At 57.2% G+C, this 15834-nt stretch carries 15 protein-coding genes and 2 pseudogenes; 12 read left to right on the top strand and 5 right to left on the bottom strand.

All coding sequences use genetic code 11. From position 1 onward, the window contains the following. Positions 1 to 177: 177 nt before the first annotated feature. Positions 178 to 414 (bottom strand): annotated as a pseudogene (locus tag QNJ30_24310) (transposase). 1082 nt (positions 415 to 1496) lie between these two features. Between QNJ30_24310 and QNJ30_24305 the strand changes: the two are divergent. The 9 genes from QNJ30_24305 to QNJ30_24265 all read left to right on the top strand — a co-directional run bounded on the left by QNJ30_24305 (position 1497) and on the right by QNJ30_24265 (position 9660). Next, positions 1497 to 2135 carry a LysE family translocator gene (locus tag QNJ30_24305; protein MDJ0946583.1) on the top strand — a complete coding sequence of 213 codons (639 nt, stop codon included), beginning with the start codon at positions 1497 to 1499 and terminating at the stop codon, positions 2133 to 2135. A 44-nt stretch (positions 2136 to 2179) separates the two neighbouring features. Further along, on the top strand, positions 2180 to 3637 hold the full coding sequence (locus QNJ30_24300) for an anthranilate synthase component I family protein (GenBank protein ID MDJ0946582.1): 1458 nt from the start codon (positions 2180 to 2182) through the stop codon (positions 3635 to 3637). Then, on the top strand, positions 3634 to 4242 hold the full coding sequence (locus tag QNJ30_24295; GenBank protein ID MDJ0946581.1) for an aminodeoxychorismate/anthranilate synthase component II: 609 nt from the start codon (positions 3634 to 3636) through the stop codon (positions 4240 to 4242). Before QNJ30_24300 ends, QNJ30_24295 begins: the two co-directional genes overlap by 4 nt. Before the next feature lie 37 nt (positions 4243 to 4279). Continuing rightward, a complete protein-coding gene (locus tag QNJ30_24290; GenBank protein ID MDJ0946580.1) occupies positions 4280 to 4621 on the top strand; it encodes a cupin domain-containing protein in 342 nt (113 codons plus the stop codon). A gap of 56 nt (positions 4622 to 4677) precedes the next feature. Further along, a complete protein-coding gene (gene trpB, locus QNJ30_24285) occupies positions 4678 to 5877 on the top strand; it encodes a tryptophan synthase subunit beta (GenBank protein ID MDJ0946579.1) in 1200 nt (399 codons plus the stop codon). 41 nt (positions 5878 to 5918) lie between these two features. Further along, a complete protein-coding gene (locus QNJ30_24280) occupies positions 5919 to 7298 on the top strand; it encodes a UbiD family decarboxylase (GenBank protein ID MDJ0946578.1) in 1380 nt (459 codons plus the stop codon). Positions 7299 to 7999: 701 nt separating this feature from the next. Further along, the gene (locus tag QNJ30_24275; GenBank protein MDJ0946577.1) at positions 8000 to 8635 is read left to right on the top strand and encodes a UbiX family flavin prenyltransferase; all 636 of its coding nucleotides are present in this window, start codon (positions 8000 to 8002) and stop codon (positions 8633 to 8635) included. 28 nt (positions 8636 to 8663) lie between these two features. Further along, positions 8664 to 8945: a chorismate mutase gene (locus QNJ30_24270; GenBank protein MDJ0946576.1), complete on the top strand. Its 282-nt coding sequence runs from the start codon at positions 8664 to 8666 to the stop codon at positions 8943 to 8945. A 7-nt stretch (positions 8946 to 8952) separates the two neighbouring features. Beyond that, positions 8953 to 9660, top strand: a complete 708-nt coding sequence (locus QNJ30_24265; GenBank protein MDJ0946575.1) for a phenylalanine--tRNA ligase beta subunit-related protein — start codon at positions 8953 to 8955, stop codon at positions 9658 to 9660. A 189-nt stretch (positions 9661 to 9849) separates the two neighbouring features. Here the strand turns inward: QNJ30_24265 and QNJ30_24260 are convergent. The 4 genes and pseudogenes from QNJ30_24260 to QNJ30_24245 all read right to left on the bottom strand — a co-directional run bounded on the left by QNJ30_24260 (position 9850) and on the right by QNJ30_24245 (position 13479). Continuing rightward, positions 9850 to 10629, bottom strand: a pseudogene (locus tag QNJ30_24260) (transposase). 328 nt (positions 10630 to 10957) lie between these two features. Beyond that, complete coding sequence (locus QNJ30_24255; protein MDJ0946574.1) at positions 10958 to 11977, bottom strand: aldose epimerase family protein; 1020 nt, start codon at positions 11975 to 11977, stop codon at positions 10958 to 10960. Between the two features lie 303 nt (positions 11978 to 12280). Next, complete coding sequence (locus QNJ30_24250; GenBank protein MDJ0946573.1) at positions 12281 to 12952, bottom strand: RT0821/Lpp0805 family surface protein; 672 nt, start codon at positions 12950 to 12952, stop codon at positions 12281 to 12283. Further along, the gene (locus tag QNJ30_24245; GenBank protein MDJ0946572.1) at positions 12949 to 13479 is read right to left on the bottom strand and encodes an RNA polymerase sigma factor; all 531 of its coding nucleotides are present in this window, start codon (positions 13477 to 13479) and stop codon (positions 12949 to 12951) included. Before QNJ30_24245 ends, QNJ30_24250 begins: the two co-directional genes overlap by 4 nt. A gap of 343 nt (positions 13480 to 13822) precedes the next feature. Between QNJ30_24245 and QNJ30_24240 the strand changes: the two genes are divergently transcribed. The 3 genes from QNJ30_24240 to QNJ30_24230 all read left to right on the top strand — a co-directional run bounded on the left by QNJ30_24240 (position 13823) and on the right by QNJ30_24230 (position 15832). Next, positions 13823 to 14269, top strand: coding sequence for a hypothetical protein (locus QNJ30_24240; GenBank protein MDJ0946571.1), 447 nt, complete (start codon positions 13823 to 13825; stop codon positions 14267 to 14269). Between the two features lie 202 nt (positions 14270 to 14471). Beyond that, entirely contained in the window at positions 14472 to 15449 is a 978-nt protein-coding gene (locus QNJ30_24235) for a Hint domain-containing protein (protein MDJ0946570.1), read from the top strand. Further along, positions 15446 to 15832, top strand: a complete 387-nt coding sequence (locus QNJ30_24230) for a hypothetical protein (protein ID MDJ0946569.1) — start codon at positions 15446 to 15448, stop codon at positions 15830 to 15832. Before QNJ30_24235 ends, QNJ30_24230 begins: the two co-directional genes overlap by 4 nt. Positions 15833 to 15834: the final 2 nt, after the last annotated feature.

Here is a 15834-nt window from a genome sequence, read left to right as displayed (position 1 = left end):
CTACATGAACATGCAGCTGCTCAGACAGAAGGAGATGATTGCCTGACCGGATCGGCCACCAGTCCCCAAGCACAAAGTGCGAAAGATCCTGGACACTACCCCTGAGACTTCGGCGGCTTGAGTTTGCTCTTTGCGGGCACTGTTTGTCATCTCACCAGGGGCACGCCCCTGGTGAGATGACGCGAAGTCTTCTGGTGTGGCGTAACCTAGTGCCGAGTGTGGCCGGTCGCTGTTGTAGTCGACCCGCCAGGCCTCGATGATGCGACGGGCGTGGGCCAAGTTTAGGAACCGGTGTTCGTTGAGGCATTCATCGCGGAACCGGTTGAGGCATTCATCGCGGAACCGGCCGTTGAAGCTCTCGACAATGGCGATTTGGACCGGCTTGCCGGGCTCGATGAAGTTGAGATGGACGCCGCTGCGATAGGCCTACTCTTCCAGCGCCTTGCTGATCATCTCCGGTCGGTCCATAGCACATCGGGAAGGGTACTCGGTGGAGGCCATAACCGGCCGTGGAGCCCATCAAGAGCTCAAGCGGGCGGTCATGGCCGGGCCGCAGCTCCTTCAGCTTGGCGTTCTCCGCCTCGAGCTCCTTCAGGAGTTCGGCTATGCCTACGATTTCGGCGAGCGCTGGCGGCACCGTGTCGTTGTGGAGGCTGTCGAGAAGGCCGAGCCTGGCGTGCTCTACCTGCGGTTTCTGGGCGGCGAGCACCGTTGCCCGCCCGAGGACTTGGGCGGTGTCCCCGGCTGCTACGATTTCCTCGACGCGATCGCCAAGCCGGGAAGGCGGGAGCCTGCTCGACTGATACGGCGCTCCCCACGGCCCCGACGGCATCGAATGAGAGCAGATCGCCATCACCTTGAAGCGCTATCACGACCCGCTGGAAGCGGCTGCGGCCGTGCGCTGAGCAATGACCGAGCCAGTTCACCCTACTGGTGGGCCATTCAGACTTGGTGTCTCTGGTAGAAGGCCTATTTCCAACTACAGACCGCGACTGCGGCGATAGACGAAGATGGTCCAAGAACCGCCGCGACCCGACGGGCTACGTCAAAGCCCGCTTCGAGCGCATCGTCATGCGCCGCGCTGGCATCGCCAACCCTCAACCGCGTCCTGCAACGGCTGCACGCCAACACGGCAGAACTGCCGGTCACGGCCCGATCGGTCGGACATTGCACTCAACACCGACAGCTCGGAAAACGATATCCGCTGCCAGGTGACAAGGCGAAAAATCTCTCACGGCACCCGCAGCGATCAGAGCCGCCCCCGGATCGTGTCCCAGGGGGCGGCACAACGATGCCGGGTAAAGAGCCAAAGGCGCACACTTTGGCGACGCAAAGCCGCATCGTGCCTCCGAAGCCATTCAAAACACACGTTATCCGAGAAATAGTCAATTTTCTTACTTGACATACGAGAGAGGCGCCGTTAGAGCTAGCCCATCTGGCGCAAGCAGTTTATGCAGCCACTGATCGATAATCCGTCGTAGTTCGAAGCGCACAAGATGGACTTTACAACCTTGCTCTTGTACTGCACGACAATCTTCGCCGTCTCTATTATCCCAGGCCCGAGCATGGCGCTCGCTCTTGCGCATGGCATGCAATACGGCGTACGTGGCGTGCTTCCGGCGGCTGCCGGGAACGTAGTCGCCTCCTTGTTTCAGGCCGCCGTTGCGTTTCTTGCTCTGAATTCGATTCTCGCGCTCAATCCCGCCACATTTCTAGCAATTCAGTTTCTTGGAGCGCTGTACATCGGATACATAGGTATCGGCTTTATCCGCGATCACCTGAAAATCGGTTTAAGTGGCGCGCAAGCGGACACGAAACGAGATTCGCTATCGTCGAGATTTGCTTCAGGTATGATTATTGCCCTCTTCAATCCGAAGGCAATATTGTTTTTTGTCGCACTCTTTCCCCTATTCATTTCACCACAAATCCCCACAACCGGAACGCTTGTATTCGTCTTCTTTCCGATTGGTTCGATTGCGCTGATCTGCTTCATTCTTTATGGCGTCCTTGGTAGCTTGTCGGCAGACGTCTTCGGGAAAATGCGGTTTTTCAAGTACCTGATCCCGGCACTCGGCTTGTTTCTCATCGCGACAGCGATCATCGGCGTACATGGCGTAGTCAGTGAAGTCATATAATCTCGAACGGGCATCCACTCTTTATGCTTCGAGAGGCAACTCACTTGATTGAACTAGACACATCCACCTCGCACATCCATGTTCCAAATCTGGATATCTTTTCAGCCTATATTCTTGCCATTCAAAAATTGAGCAAGGACGACGTATTTCTTTTGGAATCCTGTGCAGGCCCCGAGGTGGACTGCCGAGAATCGATTCTTGGCGTCGGGGCGTTGGCAACAATTGAAATCTACCGTGACCGAATTCTCATCACGGCGCCTCGGTTGCTTCAAAACGCAATCGAAACCTGCGTCAACGAACAACTTGGCGAGCAAAGAGTTGAAGGCGGCAGGGGGAAGATCTATTCAGGAGACGAAGCTTGGCGGGTGCTTAGATCTATCAATGGCATGTTTTCTCGATCTCAGAACGATGAAGAGTTCAATTTCGGCTTCCTTGCTTGTCTCTCATACGATGCAGCGTGTCTGATCGAGAGGTTGCCATATCGAATAAGGGGGCCGGAGTTTCCTCTGGTTTTCCTGCGTCTATTTCAATCTTTTCTAGTGGTTGCAAAATCAGGCAGCGTTCGTGTTAGCGTCACGCGATCGGACATATTTCCTGAGCCGACGATTGATATCGAACGTGAATTGCTTCCAAAATTTGCCATAGCCGATAGGGGCGATATTGCGCCGAACTTTAATGTAAAATTCTCAACAACAAAAGACGATTATCTATCGAAAGTTCAAGTAGCTCTAAATCATATTCGCCTGGGCGATATCTATCAAGTGCAAATCGGTCATGAGGTGAAAGTCGCCTCGTCGATGGAACCGCTAACGCTTTATAGGCGGTTAAGAGAACTCAACCCGTCACCCTATATGTTTCTTTGTAAAGTCGCGGGATGCGAACTGATTGGTGCGAGCCCAGAAAACTATGTCCGCTTAGATGCCAAGGGCGTTTCAATGCGCCCAATTGCTGGGACGATAGGCAAAAAGACAAAGCAAGAGCATCAACAGCTAGTGCACGCTCTTACGTCGTCCCCAAAGGAATGTGCCGAACATACAATGCTGGTCGACCTTTGTCGTAACGATATAGCTCGCGTTTCCAAAACCGACACGCTAAATGTCGAGAGTTTGATGTCTGTAGAGGAGTTTTCGCATCTGTTTCATTTGGTCTCAACCGTGACCGGCGAAATGGCATTCGGATGCGATGTTATTGATCTAGTGAAGGCGACTTTTCCAGCCGGTACAATGACCGGCGCCCCGAAAATCAGGGCGATGGAGATAATAGAAGATCTGGAAGTATCTCGGCGGGAAGCCTATGCCGGTGCTGTCGGCCTGATAGGTCCGGGGGACTTCGCGAACATGGCATTGTGCATCCGAATGGCCAGTTATCGGGACCAAATCTACAGCTTGCGGGCCTGTGCAGGCATCGTGGCCGATTCCGTTCCAGAGAATGAATGGCAAGAAACGATCGTCAAAATGAGAGCAGTCTTTAAAGCCCTTACGGATGAGGAGCTTGTGGCATGAAAGTGCTCTTAGTCGATGCGTATGACAGCTTCGTCTTCATCATTGAGCAATATCTGAAAACGCTTGGCCTTCAGACGGTGACGCTACGGTGCGACGATCCATGTCTTGAAAGAGAAATCAGGAATGTGGCAACCGATTTCATTCTCTTAGGGCCAGGGCCTGGTCGACCGGAAGATGCGCGTTATCCAGAGTTGATCCGTGAAGTGAACGGAGCGATCCCAATCCTTGGTGTCTGCCTCGGGCACCAGGCAATTGGCCTTGCTTTTGGCGGCAACGTCATTTGCGCAGGAAATATCATGCACGGCAAATCTTCCTTGATATCGAATGACGGGCTCGGTGTGTTCACCCACACTTCCGGCAAACCTTTTATGGCCGCTCGGTATCATTCACTTATCGTTAGTTCAGATGTATTGCCACCCGAACTCGTTATCACCGCTAACTCGGACAATGACGGTTATATTATGGGCTTGAGGCATCGAACGATGCCAATCGAAGGCGTTCAGTTTCATCCTGAGAGTATCGCCACAGATAGTGGGCTGAGTATCTTTGACAGCTTTTTGAAGAATTACTTGTATCCTGAAATCAAACGTCCAGTTTACAACTAGATCGCTAGCCATAGTCGATCAGGAAAATGGAGTGAACATGTCAAAGGAATCCTACGATCCAGTTACTTTTTCCCTCGACAAAGCTCCATGGACAGCTTGGTCGAAGCCGGGCGCTGATGGTCGAGTGAAAATTTTTGAAGCAAACGGCAAACGGATTCGTCTTCTTGAGTTGCCGCCTGGCTTCAATGAGGAACATTGGTGCCTTGTCGGCCACCAAGGTTATGTTCTCAAAGGACGGTTTACAATTATTTTTGATGACGCGAGCTTTGATTGTGAACCGGATATGGCGTTTTCTATTCCGGATGGCGTTCGGCACCGATCGCGCGGCTCGTCGGATAGCGAGACATTGGTGTTCGTTGTCGATGATTTAGTCAGTTGATTAATTCTGTCGACTTGTAATGAAAAGTCACGATAGGCATTGAGTAGGACAATCCCATGAACGTGCTATCTCCACTCATCATCTCTAATCAGGATGGATATTTTGGTGATTATGGCGGTCCCATCGATGACGACAATCTTCGTGGAATAATGAAGGAGATTGAGGTCGGATTTCGTTCCGTCGTTAATGACCCGGGTTATGCGGAGGAGGTCGATCGGCTGCGGAAGACCTACATCGGCCGACCTAGTCCAATATACCATGCAAAGCGCCTCTCTGCAGGCGGCGGCGCTCAAATCTATCTAAAGCGCGAAGATCTCAATCACACCGGCGCGCACAAAATCAATCACTGCATATGCCAAGTTCTGCTTGCAAAGAAGTTGGGCAAGAACCGAATTTTGGCGGAGACCGGTGCGGGGCAACATGGCGTTGCCTTGGCTACGGCAAGTGCGCTTATGGGCATGGAATGCGAGATCCACATGGGTGTGGTCGATATTGCTAAAGAACACCCGAATGTTTCCAAGATGAAAGTCTTGGGCTGCAATCTGGTCCCGGTTGACGAAGGAGCCGGAACCCTGAAGGAAGCCGTAGACAGCGCGTTTGGTGCCTTTATGAAAGATCCGAAGAATATTTTCTTTGCCATTGGATCAGTGGTAGGCCCAAGCCCATACCCGGAAATGGTTGCAACGTTCCAATCAATTGTGGGGCTGGAAGCACGCGAGCAGTTTATCGACCAGACAGGGCGGCTCCCAGATGAGGTAACTGCCTGTGTTGGTGGTGGATCAAACGCCATCGGGCTGTTTAACGGCTTTCTGGATGATGAAGGTGTAGATATTGTTGGCGTTGAACCTGCCGGCGAGGGACTTGAGGGTGATAGGCATGCGGCAACGCTGACTCTTGGAAAGCCAGGGTATCTGCACGGTTTCCGTTGCTATTATCTGCAGGACGACAAAGGTAATCCGTCGCCGGTGCATACCATTGCGTCCGGATTGGACTATCCTGGAGTTGGCCCTCAACACTGCCATTTGAAGGACGTTGGCCGAGTGCGGTATGAAGTAGCGACTGATCAAGAATGCATAGACGCGTTTTTTGCGCTATCACGGGAAGAGGGTATCATACCGGCACTGGAGAGCGCTCACGCTGTCGCATATGCTATGCGGCGTGCAACGAAATTGCGCTCGGACCAGAACATCCTCGTTAATCTTTCGGGACGGGGTGACAAAGATATCGATTTTGTTCTCAAGCGTATGTCGGCATGAGCGATACGAAATCAATATGTGCACCGGACCTAAGATCAGCGATGGCGGCACTGGAAAAATGTGGCGAGATGCCAATCGTTGTTGATGACGATCTCGATCCAAGGTTCGAAATAGCGCAGCATTACCTTGCCAACTTTGCTACATCTCCCGCCCACCCGCGGTCTGGAGAGGAGCCAGTAGTAATTTATACACGGCCGACCGGTTACGAGATGCCTGTTCTGATGGGCCTATTCGGTGCGCGTAGGCGGTGTGAGTTTCTCTTGGGTTGCGCGGAGGGCACGGGTGCGCGAACGATTTCGCAAAGGCTTTCAACTCGCACACCAGCAAGAGAACTAGGCGAAGCGCCTTGCCAGGCCATCAGTTGGCCGGAAAAGCTTGGCGCATTGCCAACCCTTTCAGTAACGGCACTCGATGCAGGACCCTATCTGACATCCGGATTGGTGTTTGCGCACGATCCAGAGAACGGAGTTGCGAACCTCTCAATTCATCGTATGCGAGTGGTCGATGCACATCGATTGACGATTTGGATGCTACCTGGAAGAGATCTCGACAATCTGTACCGAAAAGCGCAAAGAAACGGATCGGGACTGCCGATTTCAATAAACATTGGAGCTGGCCCAATCGTATATCTTACAAGTTCGATTTCTTCGCCTTTTATTCGTGAAGATGAAAGCGAGCTTGAGTTTGCGGGAGGTGTACAAGGGGCCGCCATTGAAATCAGTCGTTGTAAGACTCAGAACGCATGGTGTTTATCGCAAAGTCAAATCGTCATTGAAGGCGAAATCACTGGAGAGTTGCTTGATGAGTATTCCGGTTCGGAGTCAAGATACGGAATGCCCGAATTCCTTGGCTACATGGGTATGGGAAAAGCAAAACTACCGGTAGTCAATGTTTCGCAGGTAACGAGCCAAATCAATCCAATTTACCAGACCTTTCTCGGACCGGGAAAGGAACAGTCGGAGTTGTTGGCGTTGCCGACTGAGGCTGGGATGATCGGCCAGCTTAGTAACGCGTTGTCGAATGATGCGACGGTCCACGATGCTCGTTACTTGGCGGCAGCCGGCGGCCAACTGATGTTGGCACTGCGGATTGAAAAGAAGAACGAAAATGAAGGGTTTTCAGAGCGTGTCCTGCATGCGGCGACGAAAAATCACTTATTGGTAAAGGTGGTCTTTTTGGTGGACACTGATATCGATGTCAGCTCCGAAAGCGACCTTCTTTGGGCGATGGCCACCCGATTCCAGCCAAGCAGAGATCTGGTTATCTTTCCAAAGCAACGAGGTTTTCCGCTGGACCCTTCGCAAGCGGCAGGGTATTTGGCAGGGACCACGGAGCCGACGACAGATAAATACTTATTGGATCTGACCGTTCCAGTAGCGGAACGGGAGCGCTTTCGGCGCGTCACCACGCTGGTACCATAGAGACATATACTGGAGGGTGAATATGCCGGTAGTGTCATCATCCGCACATTTCGAGATTATTACTGGCTCCAGTAGAGCAAACGGGAATACAGAGCGAGTGGCTGATTACATAGCGCAGCTACTTGCAGCGAAGGCGGTGTCATCGAATATCAATCGACTTCGAGAGTTCGACATAAGTCGATGTGGTCGATGTGGCGAATGCAATACACGTCAGTCTGTCTGCGCGCATCAAGATGACATGCCAGCAATAATAGAGCGCTTGATCTCGGCCGATGGAATAATCTACATGGCGCCGGTTCATGGGTATGGTCTAGCGCATCCAATGCAAATATTTATCGAAAGAGCTGGGGTCGGTTATTTGCGTTTTACGCGACCGCTTGCCAATAAGGTCGCTGGGTGTGTGATAACCGGAAGGCGCTACGGTCATGTGTCAGTATTTAACCAAATAGCCAACAATATTCTACTTAACCGGATGATCTTGGTCGGCAGTGGCTACCCGGCAGTCCTGCAAGGAGGGACGCCAGGAAAAGCGCTCGAGGATGAAGAGGGCTTGCAGTCAGTCAGAGACTTGATAGGCCGCATGGTTGGAATGGCGCAATTGCTCAGTTCAATCCCGCCGGCAGAAATACAGACATACTTATCACCACAGACAGCAAACGAACGGGTTGTCCAAGCGACGACATGACTCCGAGGGATAAAGGGTGACTGAGGCACGAAAACAACGCATTATCGTCGCAATTTCTGGTGCGACAGGAATCGTTTACTCCCTAAGTTTGCTCAACATCTTGCGCACGCTTGGAATTGAAACTCACCTTGTTATTTCCAAGGCTGGGGAGCAGACGCGCTCACTGGAAACTGACGTCTCGGCTTCTCAGTTAAGGGAACTCGCCGATTACCATCATGCGATTCAGGACATTGCGGCTCCCATCTCTTCGGGTTCGTTCCGTACGATGGGGATGATCGTGGTGCCGTGTTCTATGCGCAGTTTGGGCGAGATAGCGTCGGGCGCAACTGGCAACTTGCTGACCCGGGCGGCAGATGTTGTTTTGAAGGAGGGGCGAAAGCTGGTATTGGTTGTCCGTGAGACCCCACTTAGTAATATTCACTTGAGGAATATGCTGACTGTTTCAGAATGCGGGGGAGTGATTTTTCCACCAGTGGTGTCGTTTTATACCAAACCCAAATCTATTGATGACATAATCAATCAGACTATTGCAAGGATTTTGGATCAGTTCGAATTAGACGCACCAGGTGTGGTCCGATGGGGCGAAGATCAGCCTGAGAGCGCTACTGTTTCGGCGAGCGCAAATGAACGCTTGGCGAGCGCGACAAAATGAACCTTCCGTGGACTTTGATGAGGCGAGCATGACGACTCCACTTGAACTTACAGAAATCCGGAACAAGATCGATGAGTTGGACTATCAAATCGTTTCGCTGCTGGTGGAGCGTATTGAATTGGCATTACGCGCAAGTGATTACAAGAGTACTTCAGAGGAAATTAGGGGCGCTGATCGTGTTCAGATGGTTCTGAATAATGTTGGAGAAATGGCGTCCGGTGCTGGCGGGCATAAGGAAACAGTCAAGAACATTTATAGGGTCATAATATCTGAATTGACTGATCTGCAGTTCCGCAAGAAGGGAGTTTGATATAGCTTTGCCTCGCTTCTCTTACTCATCTGATATCGCAAAGAAGTTCCCTTCGCTTTGCACGGCGTTCATCGTTGTGGATGGCGTCACAAATCATGCTGAAGTTGGCATGGCTATCGAGAAGAATTTGGCGATCGCGAGAGAACGCCTCGCAATGGTGGAAAATGAGGGCCAACTGGGACCTGTGCAGTCTTGGCGTGCTGCCTATCGCGCCACCGGGACAAATCCAACCAAATACCGAATGGCGGCAGAGTCGATTTTGAGACGGATTAGAACACGGAACGACTTTCCGGTGCTCCATCCGCTAGTCATGTTGTGTAATTCTGTTTCAGCTCGTTATGCCTTGCCGGTGGCAGTTTTGGATGCGGAAAAAATTGTTGGGGATTTATCGGTACAATACTCGGAGGGTGGTGAGCAGTATGATGGATTCGATGGATCGCAAATTTCGTTGCCATCGGGAGAAGTGACGTTTAGGGATACATCTGGTAAAGCCCACGCACGCAAATGGTCTCACAAGCAAAGTTGCCTGTCAGCTGTGTCGGATTCTACGCGAAAAGTGGTTATCTTTGCTGAGGCCGTTCACGATGATGCCGCGAATGATCTCCTCGATCTGGAGAGTGTCTTGATTTTCGAGATTCGGGAGTGCTGGCCAAGCGCAAGAATTGCGAATTCCCTGCTAGAGCACTCTATTCTCTCGGCTGGTGTCGAATTTTAGATGGTGATGAGATGGATTTTCGTTGAGTTTGTTTCACGTCCAGTATTGAGGTTAAGGACAGATATACGCCTGTCAGCCAGGTAGTGTCGAGGATCTTTCGCACTTTGTGTTTGGAGTTGGTGAGGTCCTTGGTTAGGCGGTCTGCCTTTGCTGTTTGAGCAGGTTCATGTTCATGTAGCGCTTGGCTTACCACTTGGTGCCGGCGATGTGCCTCGACCTGGCCGCGGCCAAGTTGAGGGCCGATTGGCCGTCGGGGAAGGCGCCGACCACGCGGGTTCGCCTTCGGATCCCGCGCATGATCTGCTCGAGGGGGTTGTTGGTGCGTATCCGGCGCCGGTGCTCGTCGGGGAAGGCGTAGTAGACCAGGGTCTCATCAATCGTCTGCTCGAGCCGCTCGGCGACCTTGCTGAGCTTCATGGCCTCGAGCTTGGCAAGCAACTCGCCGGCCCTCGCCTGGGCGGCCGCGCGGCTCTCCGTGGCGCCCTCGCAGATGCCGCGGGTCTCCCGGTAGCCGTTGGCGTTCACGCCGGTCGTCACCAGCAAGGAGACGTTCTTGACCTCACCGGCCCAGCTGCGCTTCAAGACGGTGCCGTCGAGGTAAAGGGAGGGGTGTGTGCCCGAGATCGGCCGGTTCCGCCAGGCCTCGATCGGGGCATAGATCTTCTTGTTCAGGTTCGAAGCTGTCCCTGGCGAGACCCGCGTGCCCCACAACGCCTCGCTGATGTCCTCGACACGCCGCACTGACACGCCGGCGAGATACATCTCGATCAAGGCCTCCTCGACGGAGCTCTCGCGCCGGCGATAGCGATCGATGATCGCCGTCTCGAACGTCTGGCGACGCAGCTTGGGCACCTTCAGGCTGACCTCGCCGGCCATCGTATGGAGCTTGCGCTGATAACTGCCGGCCCGGGTGTCCCGACGAGCCTCCGAGCGCTCGTAGCGCTCCGCATCGCACAGCCGTTCCGCCTCTTCCATCGTGGCTTCTCCTCTCTGGAGCAGTTGATTCCTGCAAAACCAACCCAACCAGATTCGAGGGCCACCAACCCCCACTCAGATGTGCGAAAGATTCTTAACGTCATCCAACCATCGATATCAGCACCCGCGCGTCCTCTGGATCGGCGGGTGTTTTCGTGTCTGCCGCCAGGGCAAGGGTGCCGGCGAGGTCGCCTTCCAGCCAGAGCTCCGTTTTACCGTCCTTCCCGGGCGAGATGACAATGCGCCCTGACCCGTTCCCCGAACCCAGGCTTGCCTTTGGATCTCGCGGGTGCCGCGCAACAGGGGATGGCCGGCCCCTCCGTCATCCGCTTTCCGTTCGAGAACGCGAGAATCGGAACACCGATGTCTGCCGGTAGACCTCGCCCGGCCGCAGCCGGGCGAGCGCCGACCAGCGCTGGTTGGGCGCGTCGGGCCAGGGCTGCGGTTCGAGCGCGACCCCGGCGTAGGGGCCGTAGGGCGTGCCCCTCAGGCCCGGGGCCGCGCCGCTGGACAGGCCCGCGCCCGTGTAGACCTGAAGGCCGGGCTCGGTCGTGGCGAGCGCGAGGGTCAGCCCGGAGCGCGGGCCGGTGAGCGCGGCGACCGCGCGCAGGGGCCGTCGCGCCTCGGAAAGGCAGAAGTTGTGGTCGTAGGCGATGCCGGCCGCGCCGATCGGGCGCGCGGCGCGGAAGTCGAAGGCCGTGCCCGCGACCTGCATCACCTCGCCGGTCGGGATCAGCGCCTCGTCGACCGGAAGGACCGCGTCGGCGGCGATCCTGAGCCGGTGGTCGTGAATCGTGCCCGCGCCGTCGAGGTTGAAGTAGCTGTGGTGCGCGAAGCCGCAGAGCGTCTCGGCGTCGGTCTCGGCGCTCAGGTCCAGGGCGAGCGCAGGGCCCGGGACGATGCGGTAGGTCGCGACCGCCTCCAGGTTGCCGGGAAAGCCCATGTGACCGTCCGGCAGAGTGCAGCGCAGGGTGACGACGTCCTCGCCCGCGTCCTCGAGCCGCCAGAGCCGGCGGCCGCTGCCCTCGCTTCCGCCGTGCAGCGTGTGGCGTCCGCCGTCGTTCCGGTCGAGCCTGTGCATTCTGCTGGCGATCCTGGCCCGGCCGCCGGCGATCCGGTTCGCCAGCCGGCCGACGATGGCGCCGAAGTAGGCCGTCGACTCGAGATAGGGCGGGAAACTGGGAAAGCCGAGGACCAGGGGGTGCGGAACGCCGTCCAGTCGCAGGTCCTGCACCACGGCACCCCAGGTCAGGACCCAGGCGGTCAGTCCCTGCCCGGAGATCCGCACCCGCTGTACGCGTGCGCGCCCGGCCGTCTCCCCGAAAGTCTCCAAGGCCGCCAAGGCTCAGATCCTACCGTCGTTCGCGACGAAGCCCTGCGCGCTGCCTGCCGTCGAAGCGTAGCAGTCCGGGAACAAGCCCATAGTGACGCAGTCTCCTCCAACGGCTGTGCCGGGGTTCCGCATTCGGCGTACAGGGCTGCCGACAGGTCAGCACATCATGCTAGCCCGGAACTGCAGGAGAGGGGATGTCCCGGTGCCGTCGCTATGCCGCGCGACCGAAAACCGCCAGTAACGCCAACGCGTTAGCGCTGATCCCGATCGCCGGATCGGCTGATTCTGCGGTGGTAGAGCAGGCAGGCGGCGTCATCCTTCGCCGAGGAGTCGGAGCCGTGTCCGCCATTCGCCACCCGCGTTGCGACAGGCGATGCCGTAGCGGACCTCTTCGCCGCTCTCCGAAATCAAGGCTTCGCGGTACTCCCTGCACCACTGGCCTTGTTCGGATCTGAAGGTTCGGACCGGGACCACCTGGCCGCGGCTGCCGCTGGTCGGGTTGCGCCATTCCACGACCTGGCCGCTCAGATGCTTCTCGAGCGCCTGACCGATCGCCTGCTCCAAGAGCTGCAGGTCCTGCGCCCTCGCGGCATCGAGTTCCGCGAGCTTCTGCTCGAAACGCCATTCCGCCAGCAGGTAGCCGCCGGCGGCCGCCAAGAGCATCAGTGCGAAGGACACGGCAAAGCGGGTTGGGTGAAACCAGGCGGACCAGACGGTCACCCCGCCGGTCGTGCCCGGGCTTCGACCGTCGGGAGCCTTGGCCAGTAGCCCCTCGATCGAGGTCCGCAGATCTTTCGGAACCTCCAGGATCACCGGGTCGTCATAGGCGGAGCGCAGGAGCTTCTTGCCATCCTGCAGGTCCGCGACGATCTGTGCCGTCGCCGAATCGGCTGCGATCTCTGCCTCGACGCGGGCGTGCTCGGCGCCGGATAGCTCTCCGTCCGCGTAGGCCACGAGGGTATCGAGTTCGATCCTTTCACTCATGCCTTGTCTGCCTTTCTTTCCCGGGGCGCGTCGTGATCGTGCCCGTCAGCGATCGCCTTGAGCCGAAGTCGCAGGCGCCCCAAACGGCTTGCGATGGTGCCGACCGGCAGGTCCAAGATTCCTGAGACCTCGGCATAGGAGAGGCCCTCGACGCAAATCAGCAGAACGATGCTCCGCTGGTCTTCGGGAAGCTGGTCTATGTGGTTCCGAACCCTTTCCAAGGTCAACCGGGCTTCCGCCGAACGCCGGCCATCAACATTGGTCACCAGGTCGGCTGCCGAGGGGTCGATCGAGGGGCCACGCAGTTTCTGGTCGCGGAGGAGGTTCAAATTGAGGTTGCGGGCGATGCGGAACATCCAGCTGTCCAAGCGGCTTCCCGGCTGCCACTTGTCGATATGTTTGATCGCCCGTTCATAGGTCGCCTGCACGAGTTCGTCTCCAGCGTCGCTCGATCCGGTCAATGCATAGGCGAAACGCCGCAATCGGGGCAGCAGCGACAGCATTTCCTGGCGCGTCGTTTCGTCCACGGAGGCTCCGCTCCCGCCCTAGCTTAGGAAACACAACCGCAGGCCGTGCGCGCCGCCCACTGTAGCCTCGCGCGGAGATCCACCTTTGGCCCATCGATAGCTAAACACGCCAAGCCGGCAGATTTTCCCTGTCCGGCAGATTCGCCGTGAGGCCCGGTATTTTTGCGGGAGGGGCAAATATCTGCGGAATTCGGAGCAGTGCGCAAGCCAAAGGAAGAAGATTCTCCCGGTGGCCTGAAAAAATCTCCGGGTTGAAGTGTTTTGAGACCATCAGCGGACGTGATGGCCATTCCTGACCGGTGCCGCCCCGGACCGCACGACAGGCAGAAATTGGAGAGAAACGATGCCCGATCAAAACAAGCTCAAGAAGTTTCACCTGCTTGCTTCGACCAGCTTGCTCGCGGCTACTTTGGCGGCAGTTCCCCTGAGCCTGGATTCAGTGTCCCCGACGCCGGCGATCAAGGCCGCACTTGCCGATGACGGCGGTGAAGGCGGCGAAGGCGGCGAAGGCGGCGAAGGCGGTGAAGGTGGTGAAGGCGGCGAAGGCGGCGAAGGTGGCGAAGGCGGTGAAGGTGGTGAAGGCGGCGAAGGCGGCGAAGGCGGCGAAGGCGGCGAAGGCGGTGAAGGTGGTGAAGGCGGCGAAGGCGGCGAAGGCGGTGAAGGCGGCGATGGCGGCGGCGACGCAGGTGAATCCGGTGAAGCCGGTGAAGCCGGTGAAGCTGGCGAGGCCGGAGAAGCTGGCGAAAGCGGCGACGACTACGGGTCGAGAAGCCGTCAGACTGCGAATTGAGGATCGGCCCCGAGGGCTAGGCCCGAAATGGCCAAGGGCTCTAGGACTGGATTAGATTTCCGGGGAAGGGCAAAGCCCTTCCCCCCGACGCTTGATCTATGCCTCCTTGGTTCGGCGTCCGGTCGGGCGAGTTTGGGCTGGACAAGTCAGCGCGAAGTCGTCCAATCGAGCGGTCGCACATAAATTGGTAAGGGAGTAGCCCTTGGCAGCTTTGCATAAGCGTCCCAGAGTGCGCCTTCATCTCCTGGCATCGACCAGCGCGATTGCCTTGGTCCTGACAGCCCTTCCGGTGACCTTCGACCTCGAGCCCGGAGGGCCGAAGGTTACGCTGGAGGCGGCCAGCGCGTGGGCCAAGTCCTGCTTCATCGCTGGCACATTGGTCCGCATGGCGGACGGGCGCGAGCGGTCGATCGAGGCTGTCTCGGTCGGCGATTGCGTGCGTGCGCCAGGCGGCGGCCAGAATCAGGTCATCGGCGTTGAGCGGCCTCTCCTGGGGCGGCGTCGGCTTTACGGCTTCAACGGCGGTCCGGCCTTCTTTACCGCCGAGCACCCCTTCATGACTCTTGCCGGTTGGAAGGCCGTTGACCCTGAGGCCACGGCCTTGGAAACGAAAGACTTGCGCATCGCGCCGCTGGTTCCCGGAGACGTCTTGCTGGCGGAGCCTGGGCTCGAATCGGTTCAGGCCGGAGCCATCGGCGCCGAGGCCGCCGCGCTCGAACTGGCTCCCTACCGGCTTGTCTCAATCGAGAGCGCGGCCGCGGATCCCAAAACCCCGCTCTACAATCTCCTGCTCGATGGCGACCACCGCTACTTCGCCAACGGCTTCCTGGTCCACAACAAAGGCGAGGGCGGCAATTCCGGTAGCGGCGAAGGCGGCGATTCCGGTGGCGGCGAAGGCGGTGAGGGCGGCAATTCCGGCAGCGGCGAAGGCGGCGAGGGGGGCAATTCCGGTAGCGGAGAAGGCGGATCCGGCGGTGGCGAGGGTGGTTCCGGCGGCGAGGGCGGCGAGTCGGGTGAAGGCGGCGAAGGCGGGGAGTCCGGCGAAGGCGGAGAATCTGGGGAAGGCGGGGAGTCTGGCGAAGGCGGTGAGGCCGGGGACGGTTTCGGGTCAGTCGAGCAGAGAGGGCGCGACCTGACGCTGGAGGAAGAGGCCGAAGCGATCGCCAAAGGCTGGCAATGATCTCGCCCCGATGCCCGCGTTCGGGACGGATCGTCGTCGTTTGTCTCTGCATGCTCGGCAGCTTGCTTATGCTCGCTTGCTCGGGAAGCAGTGCAAAGAAGGCCACGGACCTCTACTCCGGGCTGTCTCCGGCGAACCGCGAGCAGGCCGGAGAAGCAGTGCAGAAAGCGCTTGAGACGCGGCTAAGCCAATCGAAGCTGGAATGGCGCGACAGCCAAGGCAATCTGAAGGGCAGCGTGACCCCTTTGAGGACCTTCAAGAATCTGTCGGGCGAATACTGCCGGGTGTACCGCGAGGTCGTCTATGCGCGGCCGGCCGACGAGACCGCAACGCGCGTCGCCTGTCGGAACGGCAAGGGCATCTGGGAGCAGGTTGAAGGGTAGAA

The organism is Kiloniellales bacterium, from assembly GCA_030066685.1.
Taxonomy (GTDB): domain Bacteria; phylum Pseudomonadota; class Alphaproteobacteria; order Kiloniellales; family JAKSBE01; genus JAKSBE01.
Note: the sequence above shows the minus strand (reverse complement) of the source record. Positions and strands in the feature narration are given on the sequence as shown.